The following is a 16,398-nucleotide window of genomic DNA, read 5'->3' on the forward strand; positions in this document are numbered from 1 at the left end:
TATCATCGCTCCATCGACAGCTTACGGAGAATATGATGCGCAAGCCACGGGACTTTGACGCGGAACTGAAAGCGCTCGAAGACAAGGCACGCGGGCTGAAAACCCGAAAGGTGCGACAGATCGGAGAACTGGTCATCGCCACCGGAGCTGACACACTCACCGCCAATGAATTGGCGGGTGCGCTGATCGTGCTCGCCGAGACAAAAGAGGCCGGAAAGAGGGAGGCATGGGCCAGGCGCGGGGCCGCGTTCTTTCAGGGACGGTCGCGGCGATCTGCACCGGCAACTCACCGCGACACTGACGGCGCTCCGGCGCAACCGGGTAGCGCGCAACCGGCATCAGGCCGCAAGGGCGCGACATGACATGCGCACATGGCAGGTCGAACGTCGCAAGCGCACGCGGCATCTCATCGAACTCGGCGGCCTCGTTCTGAAAGCAGGTGTCGTGGACCTGACCGGCGACGACCGTGCCATGATCTACGGCGCGCTGCTCTGGATGGCCGACAAGCTCCAAAGCGGTCAGGGCGAACAGGCGCGAGCGCTGTGGGCAGCCGAAGGGAAGCAAGCGTTCGAGTTGGGCTCGGGGAAACACAACGGGACAGATCGAATTGCTCGTCGTTGATGGCGCGACAATGGCATGTCAACCGAGCGACGACGGATTGCACCTTGGCGGCTTTGAGATTGATGACTAGCTCGAATCTGGTTGGGGTCTCGCCCGGGAGTTGGACCATGAAGCAAGCTGCCTTGCGGCCAGAATCATACACGAAGAAGGTTGCACTCGTCCTGCAAGGCGGGGGCGCCCTCGGAAGCTATCAAGCCGGCGTTTACGAGGCGCTCACCTTGTCGGACTACAAACCTGACTGGGTGGCCGGCATCTCGATCGGCGCAATCAATGCCGCCCTGATCGCTGGCAATTCGCCGGAAATGCGGGTTGGAAAACTGCGTGAATTCTGGCGCACGATCACTACGTCCGCGATATGGCCCGTACGGATTTCTGATCTCGTCAACGGCGCGGGTTTGCCTTTCGACCTTGGAAAGCAGATCAGCGCAATGCATGCGCTGATGTTCGGCCAGCCTAACTTTTTGCACCGCGAAAGACTACCGACTGGTGGTTCGGCCACACGCCGACCAGCTACTACGACACGAGCTCGCTGAAATCCACATTGGAGCGGCTCGTCGATTTCGACCGCATTAATTCCAGAGAAATTCGCTTCAGTGTCGGAGCCGTAAACGTCAGGACAGGAAATTTCGCGTACTTCGAAAATGCGGAGACTGAGATAAGACCGGAGCACGTTCTCGCGAGCGGCGCTCTGCCGCCAGGCTTTCCCTCCGTTGAAATCGACGGAGAGCACTATTGGGACGGCGGCCTGGTATCCAATACGCCGCTGCAATATGTGATCGAGTATTACCCGCGTCGTAGTCATCTCATCTTCCAGGTGGACCTTTTCCCGGCCCGCGGCGCCTTGCCCGGGAATTTGAATGAGGTTACCGAGCGGGACAAGGACATCCGCTATTCCAGCTGAACGCGGGCGGGCACGGATACATTGCGGCGACTGCACGATCTGCGCCACAGCATCAACATGCTTTGGGAGAGACTCCCCGAGAATCTGAAGCGCGGCCCGGAAGTTCGCCTTGCTCGACGAATTCCGTTGCGTGACTACCATGGACATCGTTGAATTGATTTACCGTCCGGAGCACGCGCTGGGACAATCAAAGGACTACGAATTCGACTGCCCGACGATGGAAACGCGCGGGGTCTCTCCGATGCGCAGGAAACGATAATGGCTGCGCCGTGGCTGGAGCCGATGCCGCCGGAGCTCGGAGCGCGTACATTCGACGTTCGCGGGAAGGATCGATGACGCCGGCGCGGTGGTGATTTCGTTGCGAGACGTCTCGTTCCAACAGTTCCAAAAGCGGACCTCGACAGCGGAATCGCGCGTCAGATTGCGTGGATGTCGCGTGAATCCATTGCCTCAACTCCGGATGAAGCCTTCGAGTTCGCCTTCCGCCCAAGCGAGAGTCTTCTCCATGGCTTCGCCTTGATAGAAACGCACGCACATCTTCGTCAGGATCGCCTGCGTATAAATCTGTTGGGCAATCTTCGGCGGAGCGGGCGATGCCGAGATCGATAGCGTCTGGTGATTGTACGGATTTGGATAATGGAAGAGGGTGCCCTTCGGCGGTCCTGCCTCGGCCCATGTCTTCAGGGTGGTCAGCTTCTGGAACGCCGGCAAGTCGTAGCCGTCGCTCGCAGCCACCAGTCTTTCGATCGACGCCGGTTGCGACAGATGCGTAAGCAGGCTCTTTGCCGCTTCCTTGTTCTTGGAGAAATTCCAGACGCTCCAGAAAAACGGAAGGTAGGGTGCAAAGCGGCCCTTCGGGCCCGCCGGGAAGCCGTGGGTCCAGCATTGCTTCGCGACCTCCGGCGCATCCCGTTTGGCAACGGCCCATGCGCTCGGCGGGTTCATGATTAGTGCGCCCTTGCCCGAGATCAGCCATTTGTTGTTGGAGGCATCGTCCCATGCCGGCACATCCGGCGGTAGGAATACCATCAGCTTTCTGTAATATTCGAGAACCTGCCGGACGTTGTCATTCTTCACAACGACGTTGCCTTTGGCATCGACGACCTCGGCCCCAAAGGCCTGGAAGAACGCGCCGACCGTATCGACGGAGTCGCTAGTTTGACCGAGACCGATGCCGAAGGGAAGACCTCCCTTATGGCAGGTCTCTGCCGCTTTCAGGAAGGTGTCCGTCGTCCAATTTTCCGCTTTGGGCGGTGCCCCGATCGGATACATCTCCTGAACGTCGACATTGGCGTACTTTTTCATCAGGTCGATGCGGGAGCAGGGACCTCTGATCTGGCTGCCGATACAGGCGGGAACAGCTAGCCATTTGTCTCCTGCCTTGCCAAGGTATTTGACGGCGCCATTGACTTCACCGTTTAGCTTGATGAGCGGCTCGACGACATCGTTCATGGGCTCAAGCAGATCGGCCTGCGCGTGCGGCCACCACGTCGTCATTGCAAGCACGTCGTGGCCAGACTTCGCTTGCGCTTGAGCGACGATGGTCACGAGGAGCTTGTTGCCTTGGGTCGTGATATAGTCGATCTGAACTTCAACCCTCTCCTTCTCGGCCCACTCATTGATCAGATCAGTACTGGTCTTGCTGGCGCCGGGGACCCAGTGATCCCAAAAACCGATCGAGAGTTTGCCGGCCGCGTAGGCGCCACGAATGTAGGGCGCGGTGATGAGCGCCACAGATGACAGGGCGGTGGCAGCCACAAATTGACGTCGAGAAAACTTCCTCTGAGACATGGCATTCCTCCATGATCAGCCAATCGGTGGCCAAGATGTTGCTGTGGGTCTTTGGTCTCTATCTACTAGTCAGGCCAGAAACCACTGCGGTGATTTGATCTGACGATCCGCACAGAATCGCTGGGCGTCTGTCGAGAAATAGGTTGAGCCGGCGTCTAGGACTTAAGTTGCGTGTGGAAACTTCAAGCAGGGCGCTTAGCCCACCTCCTGCCTTAAACACAATTGTCTGCAGTTTTGGCACCACGCCGCAATCCAAGGATATCACGAAGTTCGCGCTCCCGAAATAGGGTGCTGCGCGCGCTTTCCGAAGAAGAGCCCCAGGGGATCCCTCGAACGCGGCAAGTTCGTCTAGAATTCATAAACCAACTACTCGTGAGTGCGTGCCATCGCGCATTGCGGCCATCAAGTCGGCGAGTGCGACAGTAACTCCTGCGGCGAGTGCAACGTCCGGCATGGGCTACAGTCATCTGTCGCGCGCAACAGCTCACCGACGAGGTGACCGAATAGAGATAGATTTTGCTGTGGTGCAAATTCCGCAGCACTTGTATTGGCCCGGCTGAAGATTCGTAATGCGGGCGATTTTGTTGCAAAAATGGGTTGCCTCCGATCGGGCCACTGGGCCTATCGTTATGGCCGAAATTCGCTCAACGGACTCACGCCAGCCTCAACCGACCTCCGCAACAAAATCCGGGCAGAAGCGGACATCCTTAGGCCTTGCACCACACTGAGGTGATCTAGGCAACAAAACCAAACCGGCTTACCTTGTTCTGGACCGCATGCGGATCAGCCATGGCCAGCCCTACGTTGACAATTCTCATTCAACCTACGAACACTATCAAGACAGGAAATACTCAGGATACCGGCCTGTGGCCGTAGCGAGTAAACTTGACGCCATGTAACAAACTAGGGCGCTACCATGGACGTTGGCAGCTGGCTGCGAAACCTAGGATTGGGACGATACGAAACAGCATTCGTCGCGAACGCCATCGACAGCGACATACTGTCAGAACTGACAGAGGTCGATCTCGAAAAGATGGGGATCCCGCTAGGCGACAGGAAGCGCCTTATGAGAGCGATCAGCGTGCTGGGCGCGGGCTCTCCGCGCGCAGTCACCGGGACGGATATTGGTGAAAATGCACAAAACGGGCAAGGTGCTGAACGCCGTCACCTCACCGTGATGATCTGCGATCTGGTCGGTTCGACAGCCCTAACGGCTAGACTTGATCCGGAGGACATGGGCGCGGTGATCGATGCCTACCACGCCGCCTGTGCCCGTATCACGCTGTCCTATGACGGTTTCCTTGCCGATTTTCGGGGAGACGGAATATTGGCCTATTTTGGCTATCCCCGCGCGCACGAGGACGATGCCGAGCGAACCGTACGAACTGGGCTTGATATCATTGCCGCTGTTGCGCGGCTCGAAACGCGCGCTGGAGAACCTCTCTCGGTCCGCATTGGCATCGCCACCGGCATAGTGGTGGTCGGCGACCGCGGCGGCGAGGGCAACTTGCAGGAGCATGCTGTGGTCGGGGACGCCCCGAACCTTGCAGCTCGCCTGCAGACGTTGGTCGAGCCGAATACGGTCGTCGTCGCCGAATCCACGCGCCGGCTGCTTGGCGATCATTTCCTTCTGCGCGATCTTGGCCAGCACGAGCTCAAGGGTATTGCCGAACCAGTCAGGGCGTGGGCGGTCGAGGGCCTGTCCGCCTCCGAGAGCCGCTTCAAGGCGGTCCGCCCGGCCGGTTTGGCTGATCTCATCGGTCGTGAGGCCGAGATGGATTTCCTGCTCGAACGTCAACGCTTGGCCTGGAAGGGTGAAGGACAAATCATTTTGATTTCAGGCGAGGCGGGAATCGGCAAGTCCCGTCTTGCAGCCGCTCTCGCCGAACGCGTCGCCGGGCAACCGCACACGCAATTTCGTTACCAATGCTCATCGTACCATGCCAACAGCGCGCTTCATCCAGTCATCAACCAGTTGGAACGAGCGGCGGGGTTCAAAGCAGACGATACGCCCGGGATACGACTCGACAAGCTGGAAGCGCTACTCGCGTTAGGCACAACACAGGTTCAGGCCGTCGCGCCGCTTTTTGCCGCACTGCTATCGATCCCGTTGGGCGACCGGTATCCCCAACTGGTGTTTAGCCCGGCGCAGCAGCGCCGGCGGACCCTCGCGGCGCTGCTCGATCAGTTCGAGAGTCATGCGCGCCAACAACCAATACTGTTGCTGATAGAAGACGCGCAATGGGCTGACGACACCTCCCTGGAACTACTCGATCTCATAGTCGAGCGGGTACGCCAACTGCCGATCCTTGCACTGGTCACCTTTCGGCCGGAGTTCGAACCGCCCTGGGCTGGTCTCGCCAATGTCGGCACCTTGACGCTCGGCCGGCTCGACCGTGAGAACGTTGAAACTATAGTTACGCAGGTGGCCAGCGGGCGCGCGCTGCCCACCGAGGTGATGAAACAGATCGTCGCCAAGACTGATGGAAATCCGCTGTTCGTCGAGGAACTTACCAAGACTGTTCTGGAAGCGGGCATCCTGGTCAAGCAGGCTGATGGCTATCGGCTCGATGGGCCCCTTCCGCCTCTGGCCATCCCGGAGACCCTTCAAGACTCCTTAATGGCGCGACTTGACCGACTGCACTCGGTAAAGGAGATCGCCCAAGTTGGCGCCGCCATCGGGCGTGAGTTCTCCTATTCGTTGATCCGTGCTGTGGTCGCACGCGACGAGATCACATTGAAAAACGCACTAACCCAACTCGAGCAGGCGGAACTCGTGTACCGCCAAGGCGAGCCGCCGGAAGCCGTCTACAGCTTCAAACACGCGCTAGTGCGAGATGCGGCCTATGAGAGTCTGCTTAAGAGCCGGCGGTACCAATTGCACGGCCAAATTGCGCGCACATTAGAGGAGAGGTTTCCCGATGTGGTAGCGGGCGAGCCGGAAATCTTGGCGCGCCATTTCACTGAAGCAGGCATTGTTGACCTCGCCACCAACTACTGGCTCAAGGCAGGAAATCGCGCACTCAGCCGCTCAGCAAACGCTGAAGCCGTCAAACATCTCAGACGGGGTATAGAGCTTACTCGGGAGCTAGCACAGTCGCCCGAACGCGTTCGCAAAGAACTGGATTTTTACCTGGCCCTCGGACCGGCAGTGGCGGCAACCGAAGGCGATGCCGCGCACGAAACGTCAAGGGTATTCTCACACACTCGCGAGCTGCTGGGCGGCGGTGGCACTTTGAAGGAACAGATGACGATCCTCTGGGGTACCTACTTGGCTCACAGCATGCGGGCAGAATATACCGCGGCGCTCGAAGATGCTCAGCAATGCCTGGCCCTAGCTGCAGATCATAAGCATCCTGGAGTATCGGCGCTTGCTAACCGGTTCATGGGTCAGACATTGCATTTTATGGGCGTTTTCGTTGATGCGCGCGCTCATCTAGAGCGGACGCTTGCACTCTGCGCGACCAATCCAGAGACGATTGCGACTTATCGCAGTTTCGGCGTGGACGACCAAGTTAATTCCCTATCGTTTCTCGCATCAACACTCTTGTTCCTCGGCTATCCGGAGCAGTCTGCCGCTGCAGCGGAAAAAGCCGAGGGTCGTGCCCGAGCGATAGGACTCGCTTTCACGACCGCCTTAGCATTTGGCAATATGGCTGTCCTTGGCACGATAGGTGGTGATCCACGGCGCGCGTTAGCCAACGCTGATGAAGCGATAGCCATCAGCGTCGATAACGAATTTGCAGTTTGCGAACAAAGGGCGCGTTTCTTTCGAGGGTGCTTGTTAGCCCAAGCCGGTGATCCCCAACTTGGGATCGAACTGATGCGAAGGGCTCTGGCGGCAGCCGAAGGCAACTCTGAACGGAATCGTCGGACCCTTTATCTGGGCCATATCGCTTCTGCTCATGCGAGCCTCGGCCAGCCTGAAGTTGGCCTTGGTTTGCTGGACGAAGCAGTTCAAATCGCCGAAGCAACAAGCGAAAAGTTTTTCGAAGCCGAATTGTATCGTCTGCGCGGAAAGATTCTCCTGAGCTTGGGCAAGAAAGGTGAGGCGGAAGCTGACCTGCAGCAGGCATTGACGATTGCGCGGCAGCAGCAGGCCCGTTGGTGGGAGTTGCGCGCCGCCATCGACCTCGCAAGGCATTGGCACGACGACGGTAGATACGTTGAGGCCAATTCTCTTCTGCAGCCAGTTTACACCTGGTTCGTCGAGGGTTTCGACACGCCAGATCTGAAAGATGCCAAGGTCCTCTTGGACAAGCTGGGGACTTGGCAGGCACGCAATCCAAACGACCGAGGCAACGGCTAGAATAATGCCAGCCTCATTCACGCATAAGCCTCAGGGGACCTAAGAACCAAAGCCCCTGGTTGAACATTTGAGACCGCACACGATACGCTGGGGTTGCGCCGGTCAGATCAACCCTCGGTATTCGGAGATTGGCCGTCTTCGCTATGTGACTCAGTTTGCGTCGTCATCATGTTTCTGCCGACGATATCTCTTGCGCTGCAGCGTTTTGATGGCTGTTTCGACATCGGCCAACGCCTTTTGAAGCTCCTCTTTTCGCTTCTGAAGAATTATCGCGAGTTCGGCCCTTTGCTCGTCAGTCAGGCCTTCTTCGACCACATTCACGGCATCTGTTGCACCCATTGCTTTATACCTTGTGGTTGTCCGGATATGAAAAATGGCAAAAAATTAGCGAACCTATTGTCTATGATCGGGAAGTTGTAGTCAAACGCCTTCGCTAAGTCAGATCATCTGTAGTTGGGCATAAGCCTCCACCTCGCGGATCGGGGCACGGTATTGGCATGATATACGTTTCTTGCTCCTTGCGATCAGCTTCGACCTCATCGCTCAACGATCCGTCAACTGGCCAAGCGACCTCTCAGGGTTTGCGACGGCTTTAGTCAGGATCGCTTCGTATTCCGCGATCCAGTTCTGGAAAGTGTTCGCCTCGAACAGGTCGACTTTGTAGGTGCAAGAGCCGGCAATGCCCGAGGGTTTCTCCTCGAGCATCAAGGTAAGCCAAGCGCGATTGATCGGCAGGACCGGCCGCCCTTCCCTGTGAGCGCTTCCGAATGATTGGGCCACTATGTCGGGCAGCTCAAGTGGTCGACGAATCGCGTCCTGAAGGACGAAAAACACTTGAATAAGCGTTGCTGGGTCCACGTCGTCTTCTTCCGCTAGCCTCGCGGTGAGAATCTCGAAAGGCAACTCCTGCCTTGCATAGCTCTCCAGGACAGAATCCCGCACGCGGCGCAGCGCTTCGCGAAATGACAGATTCGAATCTATTCGAGTTCGGATGATCGTGGTGTTCTCCATTGGCCCGATAACTCGTTCTGTCCACTGCTGCGTGCGGTTGGCCATTGTAGTGGCGATGCAAATGTCACCGCGTCCCGTTCGAGCCAACAGCATAGCCTTGAAACCCGCCAGCAACGTCATGAAAAGGGTCCCGCCCTGGCTGCGGCCTAGAGCGCTCAGACGAACAACCAAGTCATTCGATAAATGAAACGGTTCATGGGCAATGGGTGCGGTCAGCAGCGCGCCTGCAGCGCTAACGTCTGTGGGGAAAACAGGTGAGGTCTCGCGCAAGTAGTCCTTCCAATAGGCGAACTGCCGGGTCGCTGACTCGCTAGTACACCACCGGCGCTGCCAGTCAGCGAAGTCGGAAAACTGAAACGCTTGCGCCGGCAACTGCACATTTTGACCGGCCGCAAAAGCGGTATAGACCTCGGCGACCTCCTCAAAGAAGATCCCGATGGACCAGCCGTCGACGATGATGTGATGCAGGATTAGCAGCAAGACGTGGTCGTCCGGCCCGAGCCGCAAGAGGCGCGTACGGAATAACGGCGCACGCTCGACGTCGAAGGGTGTCCAGGCTTCTTGCGCGGCCCGCAGCTCCGCCTTCTTGAGCACGAGCGCTTTGGCGCGCTTGTTTCCGGCAGATATTCCTACCCCAAGATCTTCAATGCCGAGGGGTGAAGCGACGTTGGATGTTGGAATGATGAAGGGAACGGGCCGCTCGCCTGCCCAGCTGAAGCCCGCGCGTAACGAATCGTGCCGACGGACAACCTCAACCAGACTCCGTTCAAGCGCCGGGACGTTGAGCGGCCCCTGCAGCCGATAGGCAAAGGGTAAATTGAACTGCGGCAGACCCGGCAATTCTCGCTCGATCTGAAGCATTCGCTCCTGCAGGATGGAGATCGTCTGATGAACATTGCTTTCCACGCGCGCAATCTCGAGCCGTGGCTCTGTTGACTGCGTTGCTTGTGCCTTGTCAATCCGCTGGGCCAAAGCCTCAACTGTACTTGCTTCGAAAATCGCTCGGATAGGCAACGAAACCTGAAAGACACTTGCGACCCGCGCCAGAACCCGTCCGGCCAGAAGCGAATGGCCGCCCAAATCGAAGAAGTTGCTAAAAATGCCGACCTGATCGACTTCAAGCAATTCCGCCCATATGCCGGCTAGGGCCTTCTCGGTAGCGCTTCGTGGCGCCACAAAGTTACCGGCCGTCACTCCGAGCCCCGAGCCGAACCCCGCCAGGGCGCGCCGGTCGAGCTTGCCGTTAGCCGTCAACGGCAGGTGATCGGGGAAGACGTAACCTGTGGGAACCATGTGCGCCGGAAGTCTGGTCCTAAGAAAATCGCGAAGCTCAACTGCCTCCGGCCGATCACCGGGCGCAGCAACAATGTAGGCGATAAGTTGCGTCTCGCTGCCCATGCTGTCTCGCGCCATGACCACTGCAGATCGGACTCCCGGGTGTTCCATTAGAACATGCTCGATTTCCTCCAGCTCGATCCTGCAGCCACGGATCTTCACCTGATGATCGATCCGGCCCAGGCACTCCAATATGCCGTCGGAGCGCCAGCGCGCTAAATCTCCCGTCTGGTACAGCCGTGCCCCGCGGCGCTTCGAAAAAGGATCGCGCAAGAATCTGCGGCGGGTCTGTTTCCGGTCGTTGAGGTAACCGCGAGCCACGCCGATGCCGCCTACATACAGTTCACCTGCAACGCCGATTGGCACCGGCTGCAAGTGGGAATCCAACACATAGAGGCGTACGTTGGCTATGGCGCGACCGATTGGCACGGTCGCCGTTGAAGTCGGCGGTGCCGTGAGGCGATGCGTTGCCACGTCGTCAGAGGTCTCGGTCGCTCCGTACGCGTTGATGATTGGCACGGCTGGAAAGTGCCGAAACCAGTCATGACAGAGATCTGGAGGGAGGGATTCGCCTGTAGAAATCAGCGATCGAATTCGGCTTAACGCACGAAGGGTGGCCCCACTTGGAGACGGTTGAAGGATTTCGCGCAGCAACGCTGGCACGATTTCAAGGGCAGTTACCCCCTCGCGTGATATCTCCTGCATGAGGAGCGCGGGGTCCCGCGTCTCTTCGTCCGAACAGATATGGACGCGTGCGCCTACCATGAGAGCTGCAAGAAACTGCCAGATGGCAATGACAAAGCTCTGGGGCGATGTTTGAGCGACCACGTCGAAAGCCGACAATTCGAGGTCGGCGATCTTGGAAAGGAGGTGGTTGAACATGCCCCGCTGCTCAATCATGGCTCCTTTTGGAGCGCCCGTCGAACCGGAAGTATAGATAACGCACGCCAAACTCGAGGGCGCTCGGCGGAGCGCAGTCATGGAATCTCGGGAGATTGCCGCAGTGAGCCTTTCAATAATCAGAACTCGAGGGCGCTCTCCGCGCCGCAACCCTGACAGCATCAGTTGCAGCGCAGGCGTACAGTCTTGCGTGGTCAGCACAATGCGTGCGCCGCTGTGTCGGATGATCTGTGCCAGCCTTGCCGCGGGCATCGTCGGATCGAGCGGAAGAAATGCACCTCCCGCCCGCAGCACCGCTATCATTGCAGCCAAGAAATCAATGCCGCGCTCGGTAAACAAGACAACCACTTCATCAGGGCGGACATTCTCGCGACAAAGCCGATTGGCAATGGCGTAGGCTCGGCTTGCGAGCTCGCGGTAGCTGAGCCGAACCCGCCCGATCGACACCGCTTCGGCGTTGGGGGTGCGCTCGACCTGCATGTCGAAACGTTCGGAGAAAGTGCTAAGCGGGTGAAGCCCAGTCTCGGTCCGATTCCAATCTACGACAACTTGCTTGCGTTCTGCCGCCGGCAAGAGTGGCAGATCAGAGATCCGTTGCTCGGGATTTGCGAGAATTGACTCCAGCAGCGTGCGGAAATGCGCTGCCATTCGCTTGATCGTATCAGCCTCAAAAAGTTCGGTGCTGTATTCGAGCCAGCCACTCAGAAGCCCATCCTCATCGACGAGTTCGAGCAACAGGTCGGACCGCGCGATGCCAGGGTCCGCGTTGATGGAGTGGGCAGACAGTCCATGGAGAGCCAAGCGTGTCGAAGATGCCTTTTGCAGAACGAACATCACCCGAAACAAAGGATTGCGATCCAAGCTGCGGGGCACACGGAGTGCCTGCAGAATCTCTTCGATCGGGAGTTCCTGGTTTCGATAAGCATCCAGCGTCACCTGCCGAACACGCCGCAACACCTCGCTGAATGTGGGGTCGCCGGATAGGTCGGTACGAAGAACCACGGCATTGGCAAACATCCCGATAAGTCGCTCAATTTCGATCTGATTGCGATTGGCAATCAGCGACCCAACCGCGATGTCGTCGTGCTCCGTGTACCGGCAGAGGAGGCATTGAAACGCGGCGAGCAGTGTCATGAACAAGGTAGCATTGTGGGTTCGGCTCAACGACTTGATGCCGCCGGACAAAGTCCGCGACAACGTCAGCGGCAGCCTGGCGCCGCGCCCGGTCCACGTCTTTGGACGGGGCCGGTCCGTTCGCAGCGGGAGTTCAGTCAACCCTTCGAGGCGCCCACGCCAGTAGTTCAACTGGGCTTCGGCGGCGGGCGTTCGCAGCCACGCGCGCTGCCATTCAACGAAATGTCGGTATTGGAATGGAATCTCGGGAAGTTTGGCAGGTATCCCTTTTGATCCGGCGTTATAAAGTACCTCGAGTTCTTCAAGGAATAGCCGCTGCGACCACCCGTCTGTGATCAGATGATGAAGCTTGATCAGCAGGGCATAGTCATGTTCGTCAAGTCTCAGTAGCTGCGCCCGTATGGGCGGCTCCCTTTCAATGTCGAAGGATTGCTGCAGCAACTCCGATGTCCGCGATTGCATCGCGGCGGCTCGCTTGGGTTCGGGCAGCGGTCGGAGGTCAAAGCGTTCCAGGCACGGCCGAACTGTCGTCACCGTTTGCATCGGCTCGCCCAGACGTTCCATGAAGATTGATCTCAATGCCTCATGGCGCTCACTGATCGTCGCGACGCTCGCCTCAAGGAGGTCAGGATCGAGCGGCCCGGACAGAAGCATGCCGGTCACAACGTGAAACTTGTGTCCGACCCTATCTATCCCGCTAAGGACGTAGATTCTTTGTTGCTGGCGTGACAGCCGGCCGCAGTTATCCGCCCTGATATCGCATAAGCCAGGGGGGGCGATGCCTTCCTTCTTCGATGGCTCGATGAGGGCTGCGAGAGACGCAACGGTTGACGCATCAAAAACATCCCTGAACGAGCAATCGACCCCGAAGCGTGTCCTCAGACGCGAAAGCAGCTGCGCCACCGTGAGGGAATCGGCCCCGAGCGCGAAGACGTCTTCATCGATCCCGACCTCATTGAGCTCCAGGAGATCCGCCCAGATTTTGGCCAGTTGCCACTCAGTCTCCGAGCGGGGGGCCGCCAAATGAGCTTTGCGTTCTACGCGCGACCTCGGCGTCGGTATCGAAAGCATCGCGGCGAGTTCACCGCGAATGACCTTGCCGTCGGGGCCCGCCGGGATCGTCGGCACAATGCGGATCAGGCCGGGCACCTTGAACTGCGCAAGGTGCTCGCTCGCGAACCGCCGGAGCTGCAGTGAGCTGATCTTGGCCTCCGCCCGCAGTACCACAGCGACAGCGACGTCTTCTCCAAGTCGCGTATGGGCAATGGGAAAAGCTACGGCTTGGATTACGTCGGGGTGGCTCAACAATGCCCTTTCCACCTCGGCAGGTGAAACCTTCTGCCCTCCGCGGTTGATCACATCCGCCTTCTTGATGCGACCGAGCAGAAACAGATATCCCTCGACATCCATATAGCCGAGATCGCCGGTTCGGAACCAGTCGCCCCGAAAAGCGGATTTTGTAGCAACCTCGTTATTGTCATAGCCCCTTGTGATGGTCGGACCTCTTAGCGCGATCTCTCCACGTTCGCCGGCGGGTAATTGTCGGCCCTCGCCGTCCATGACGACGATCTCGACCCCGGTGGGCTTGCCAACGGATCCGGGCTTCCGTCGTTCGAGAGGGTTCGCGGCAATCTGGCTCGCAGCTTCCGTCATGCCGTAGGTCTCGATTACGGGAACGCCAAAAAGCCCCTCCAGCTCGTCGAGCATGTCGGTTGGCAAAGATGCAGAAGCGGACCGGATAACTCGCAGGGATGACGGCCGGGCGTCGCGCTTGTGGCGGCGTGCTGCCGATATCAGCGCTCGATGGATTGGCGGGACTGCGGTGTACCAAGTGGGTCGAAACTTGGCCAGCCAGCCGAAGAAAGCCACGGCATCGAAGGCGGGCGGGCATACAACACTCGACCCGGCTGCCAGCGCAGTCAGCAGTCCCGAGATGAGGCCATGTGCGTGAACCAGCGGCAGAACGTTCAACAATCGGTCTTGGGATTCAAGCGCCAAGGCCGCGCCCGCATTATAAGCCGACCGACAGACGCTGGCCTGGCTTAGAGGCACCAGCTTCGGCTGCGCCGTGCTGCCCGAGGTCAATAGGATAAACGCGTCGTCAGCGCCCGCTGCCAATTCGCCGACGACGGCAGGTCGCGCCGCCGGGCACACAAGGCTGAATGCACCGGGCACCTCGCGGGATCGCTGCGACAGATCAATGACCGGTATGCCGAGGCTATATGCGACACCGCGGCTCGCCGAATCCACGTCGGCGCGCGTCAAGAGCGCCGCCACCCGCAGATCGCCGAAATAGCGCCGCCATTCGTCTGCGGCAAAGCCAGGGTGAAGCGGCACACAAACCGCGCCAGCGGCGACCGCTATTGTTGCCACTGCAGCATCCGCTCCGCCAGGTAACACGACCGCTACGCGGTCACTTCTACCGATACCCAGGTCGCGCAACTCACGAACAATTTCGGTCGTTCGGGCCCAGAGCGCGCCATATGTCAGCGATTCGCTCCCGGGCGCTAGAATGGCAGGGTGGTTAGGCGATATTCGTCCATAGTGGGCGAGAAGATCTCCGAGGCAGGCAAAGACGTGTTGTCCGGCCTCGCCTGCGTCCGGGCGCGGCAACTCTTTTGTAACCTTTGACAACGCCGTCCCTTTCTCAATTTCACTTGGCGCGCTGGCGCCGTTTCACTTGTGTTTTTGCTCCTTTGAGCCGTCTCCGGGCGATCGCGCACGGACGCGTTGCCGGGGGATAGTGGCGGCAGATTCATCGGTTGAATTTCGCGACTGGAGTGCGCCGCGAAACGCGGCGCGCATGGCTGGGTCGAGCTGATCGATCAGTTTGTCGGAACTGAGTGCTTCGGAGCCGAGGCGGCTGACCCACGCGTACGCACTTTCAAGCGTTTCCAATTCGGGCACCGCATAGGTAAGAAGATCTTGATAATATGCGGCGGAATCCTCCCGAAACAGGTCCCGCGCCAAACCGTTCACCAGCCGGCGCACACCATACTTTATCCCAGTAATAGCCGCTCCCGTTAAACCTAGACTAGGCATAGCTCCGAAGGTGAAATTGTGCAGTCGACCGAGGAAAGGAGCGCTTCCGGGCCGCCGCTCCATGAATTCAAATGCTGCGCCAAGGTAAGGGTGTCGTGCGAGCAAATCACTTTCCTCACCGGGTGGAGGCGTGAATCGGTCGCGCCAAAGGGCAATTTGGTGAAGGATCGGGGCAAGCTCTGAGCGGGCCGAAAGGTTTGTCTCAACGCCCGTAGCAAAGATGATGAAGTCAAATGCGAAGGTGCCAGCGCTGGTTTCGACTGTCGCGACGCCTGCTCCGTCACGAACCGATTTCCATGCGCAATCGGCATGCCACGCGAAATTTTCAAATCTGCGGCAACGCCAAAATGTATCTTGAGTTGGCGGTACCGGAAGCTCCTCCAGAATGTGGCGCATGAAGCGCCAGCGTTCCAGGTCTGACAATTCTCCAAAATGGCCGAACATGCCCGCGAAGTTCATCCAGATGAGGGGATTGACCCGGGGAATGTCTGAGCGACGGAAGCAAAGGTCGACCCGAGCGGCGCCGGCTTCAAGTGCGCTAGCCGCATTGTCGAAGGCGGAAGCTCCAACGCCGAGTACGCCAACGCGCTTTCCCGCAAGTCTATGGAAGTCTATGTCATCAGCCGAATGGGCATAACGCTCCGCCGGGAGATCAGCGACAAGAGGTTGAGGAGCCCGCCAACTTCCGCTGCCATCGAAACCCGTTGCGAGGACGATCTTTCGCGTATGGACGCGTTCGATCCGGTCGGGACGGCGGAGATGAGCCAAGAGGAAATCGCCGGCAGGCTCGATCGACGTTAGCTCAACCTCGTTTTCGACGATTATGTCGAGAACGTCGCGGTACCAATCGAGATACGAGCGCCATATCTCCTGAGGTATCCTGTCGATGCGCTCCCATGCCCGGCGGCCGAATTTCGCCTCATACCACGCGCGAGCCGTGAGACTTGGGATGCCGAAATCGATGCCAGTCACTTCCTTTGGAGTCCGCAACTCCTTCATGCGGGCAAATCGGCGCCAGGGCCCTTCGAGCCCCCGCGGACTCCGGTCGATAACTCTGATATTGGTTATCCGCTCAAGCTTCAGACCGAACGCGGTCGCAAGTCCGCTTTGACCACCGCCGACAATCAGCACATCCAGGACCGGAACACCGTCCTTAGAGTGTGGCACAGTCCACTCTCGAGGGGGATAGCTTAGATACGTCAGTTCGCGCCGCACCCGATCCGAGAGCTGGGTAACCCTCATGTACATGCCCCCGCTACAAGGCCGCAAATGGCGGCCATGCTCGATCAGCCAAGGCGGTATCAGGCGCTGTCGAGCCGTTCAAATTCCGTCGTGCATTGCCTTTTCAAAGCCG

The 16,398-nt window shown here is 58.6% G+C and carries 11 protein-coding genes; 7 read left to right on the forward strand and 4 right to left on the reverse strand.

All coding sequences use genetic code 11. The features are described from left to right. Positions 1-35 precede the first annotated feature (35 nt). The 6 genes from KJQ96_RS32220 to KJQ96_RS42230 all read left to right on the forward strand — a co-directional run bounded on the left by KJQ96_RS32220 (position 36) and on the right by KJQ96_RS42230 (position 1,781). Positions 36-362 carry a conjugal transfer protein TraD gene (locus tag KJQ96_RS32220; protein ID WP_213290383.1) on the forward strand — a complete coding sequence of 109 codons (327 nt, stop codon included), beginning with the start codon at positions 36-38 and terminating at the stop codon, positions 360-362. Position 363: 1 nt separating this feature from the next. Beyond that, a complete protein-coding gene (locus KJQ96_RS32225) occupies positions 364-621 on the forward strand; it encodes a conjugal transfer protein TraD (RefSeq protein ID WP_213290384.1) in 258 nt (85 codons plus the stop codon). Between the two features lie 107 nt (positions 622-728). Beyond that, the gene (locus tag KJQ96_RS41485; RefSeq protein ID WP_213290385.1) at positions 729-1,154 is read left to right on the forward strand and encodes a patatin-like phospholipase family protein; all 426 of its coding nucleotides are present in this window, start codon (positions 729-731) and stop codon (positions 1,152-1,154) included. 8 nt (positions 1,155-1,162) lie between these two features. Beyond that, positions 1,163-1,522, forward strand: coding sequence for a patatin-like phospholipase family protein (locus KJQ96_RS41490; RefSeq protein ID WP_256441694.1), 360 nt, complete (start codon positions 1,163-1,165; stop codon positions 1,520-1,522). A gap of 21 nt (positions 1,523-1,543) precedes the next feature. Further along, positions 1,544-1,675: a hypothetical protein gene (locus KJQ96_RS42225; RefSeq protein WP_213290386.1), complete on the forward strand. Its 132-nt coding sequence runs from the start codon at positions 1,544-1,546 to the stop codon at positions 1,673-1,675. Next, positions 1,662-1,781 (forward strand): DUF3734 domain-containing protein, encoded by a 120-nt coding sequence (locus KJQ96_RS42230; protein WP_213290387.1) that lies wholly within the window; start codon positions 1,662-1,664, stop codon positions 1,779-1,781. The genes KJQ96_RS42225 and KJQ96_RS42230 overlap by 14 nt, the downstream gene beginning before the upstream one ends. 191 nt (positions 1,782-1,972) lie before the next feature. On the opposite strand, the gene KJQ96_RS32250 is transcribed toward KJQ96_RS42230, so the two are convergent. Then, positions 1,973-3,313, reverse strand: a complete 1,341-nt coding sequence (locus KJQ96_RS32250; RefSeq protein ID WP_213290388.1) for an ABC transporter substrate-binding protein — start codon at positions 3,311-3,313, stop codon at positions 1,973-1,975. Positions 3,314-4,229: 916 nt separating this feature from the next. Between KJQ96_RS32250 and KJQ96_RS32255 the strand changes: the two genes are divergently transcribed. Next, positions 4,230-7,622 carry an AAA family ATPase gene (locus KJQ96_RS32255; protein WP_213290389.1) on the forward strand — a complete coding sequence of 1,131 codons (3,393 nt, stop codon included), beginning with the start codon at positions 4,230-4,232 and terminating at the stop codon, positions 7,620-7,622. 150 nt (positions 7,623-7,772) lie between these two features. Here the strand turns inward: KJQ96_RS32255 and KJQ96_RS32260 are convergent, their stop codons facing one another. The 3 genes from KJQ96_RS32260 to KJQ96_RS32270 form a co-directional block, all read right to left on the reverse strand. Further along, positions 7,773-7,961, reverse strand: coding sequence for a hypothetical protein (locus tag KJQ96_RS32260; protein ID WP_213290390.1), 189 nt, complete (start codon positions 7,959-7,961; stop codon positions 7,773-7,775). A 204-nt stretch (positions 7,962-8,165) separates the two neighbouring features. Beyond that, on the reverse strand, positions 8,166-14,636 hold the full coding sequence (locus KJQ96_RS32265) for a non-ribosomal peptide synthetase (protein ID WP_213290391.1): 6,471 nt from the start codon (positions 14,634-14,636) through the stop codon (positions 8,166-8,168). A 42-nt stretch (positions 14,637-14,678) separates the two neighbouring features. Next, positions 14,679-16,286, reverse strand: coding sequence for an NAD(P)-binding domain-containing protein (locus tag KJQ96_RS32270; protein ID WP_213290392.1), 1,608 nt, complete (start codon positions 16,284-16,286; stop codon positions 14,679-14,681). Positions 16,287-16,398 lie beyond the last annotated feature (112 nt).

This window comes from Bradyrhizobium sp. sGM-13 (genome assembly GCF_018398875.1).
Taxonomy (GTDB): Bacteria; Pseudomonadota; Alphaproteobacteria; order Rhizobiales; family Xanthobacteraceae; genus Bradyrhizobium.

What these genes read in the sequence shown, in the direction of transcription:
- KJQ96_RS32220 (WP_213290383.1), top strand. Translation starts at nt 36, where the DNA reads ATGCGCAAGCCACGGGACTTTGACGCGGAACTGAAAGCGCTCGAAGAC.
- KJQ96_RS32225 (WP_213290384.1), top strand. Translation starts at nt 364, where the DNA reads ATGCGCACATGGCAGGTCGAACGTCGCAAGCGCACGCGGCATCTCATC.
- KJQ96_RS41485 (WP_213290385.1), top strand. Translation starts at nt 729, where the DNA reads ATGAAGCAAGCTGCCTTGCGGCCAGAATCATACACGAAGAAGGTTGCA.
- KJQ96_RS42230 (WP_213290387.1), top strand. Translation starts at nt 1,662, where the DNA reads ATGGACATCGTTGAATTGATTTACCGTCCGGAGCACGCGCTGGGACAA.
- KJQ96_RS32250 (WP_213290388.1), bottom strand. Translation starts at nt 3,313, where the DNA reads ATGTCTCAGAGGAAGTTTTCTCGACGTCAATTTGTGGCTGCCACCGCC.
- KJQ96_RS32255 (WP_213290389.1), top strand. Translation starts at nt 4,230, where the DNA reads ATGGACGTTGGCAGCTGGCTGCGAAACCTAGGATTGGGACGATACGAA.
- KJQ96_RS32260 (WP_213290390.1), bottom strand. Translation starts at nt 7,961, where the DNA reads ATGGGTGCAACAGATGCCGTGAATGTGGTCGAAGAAGGCCTGACTGAC.
- KJQ96_RS32270 (WP_213290392.1), bottom strand. Translation starts at nt 16,286, where the DNA reads ATGAGGGTTACCCAGCTCTCGGATCGGGTGCGGCGCGAACTGACGTAT.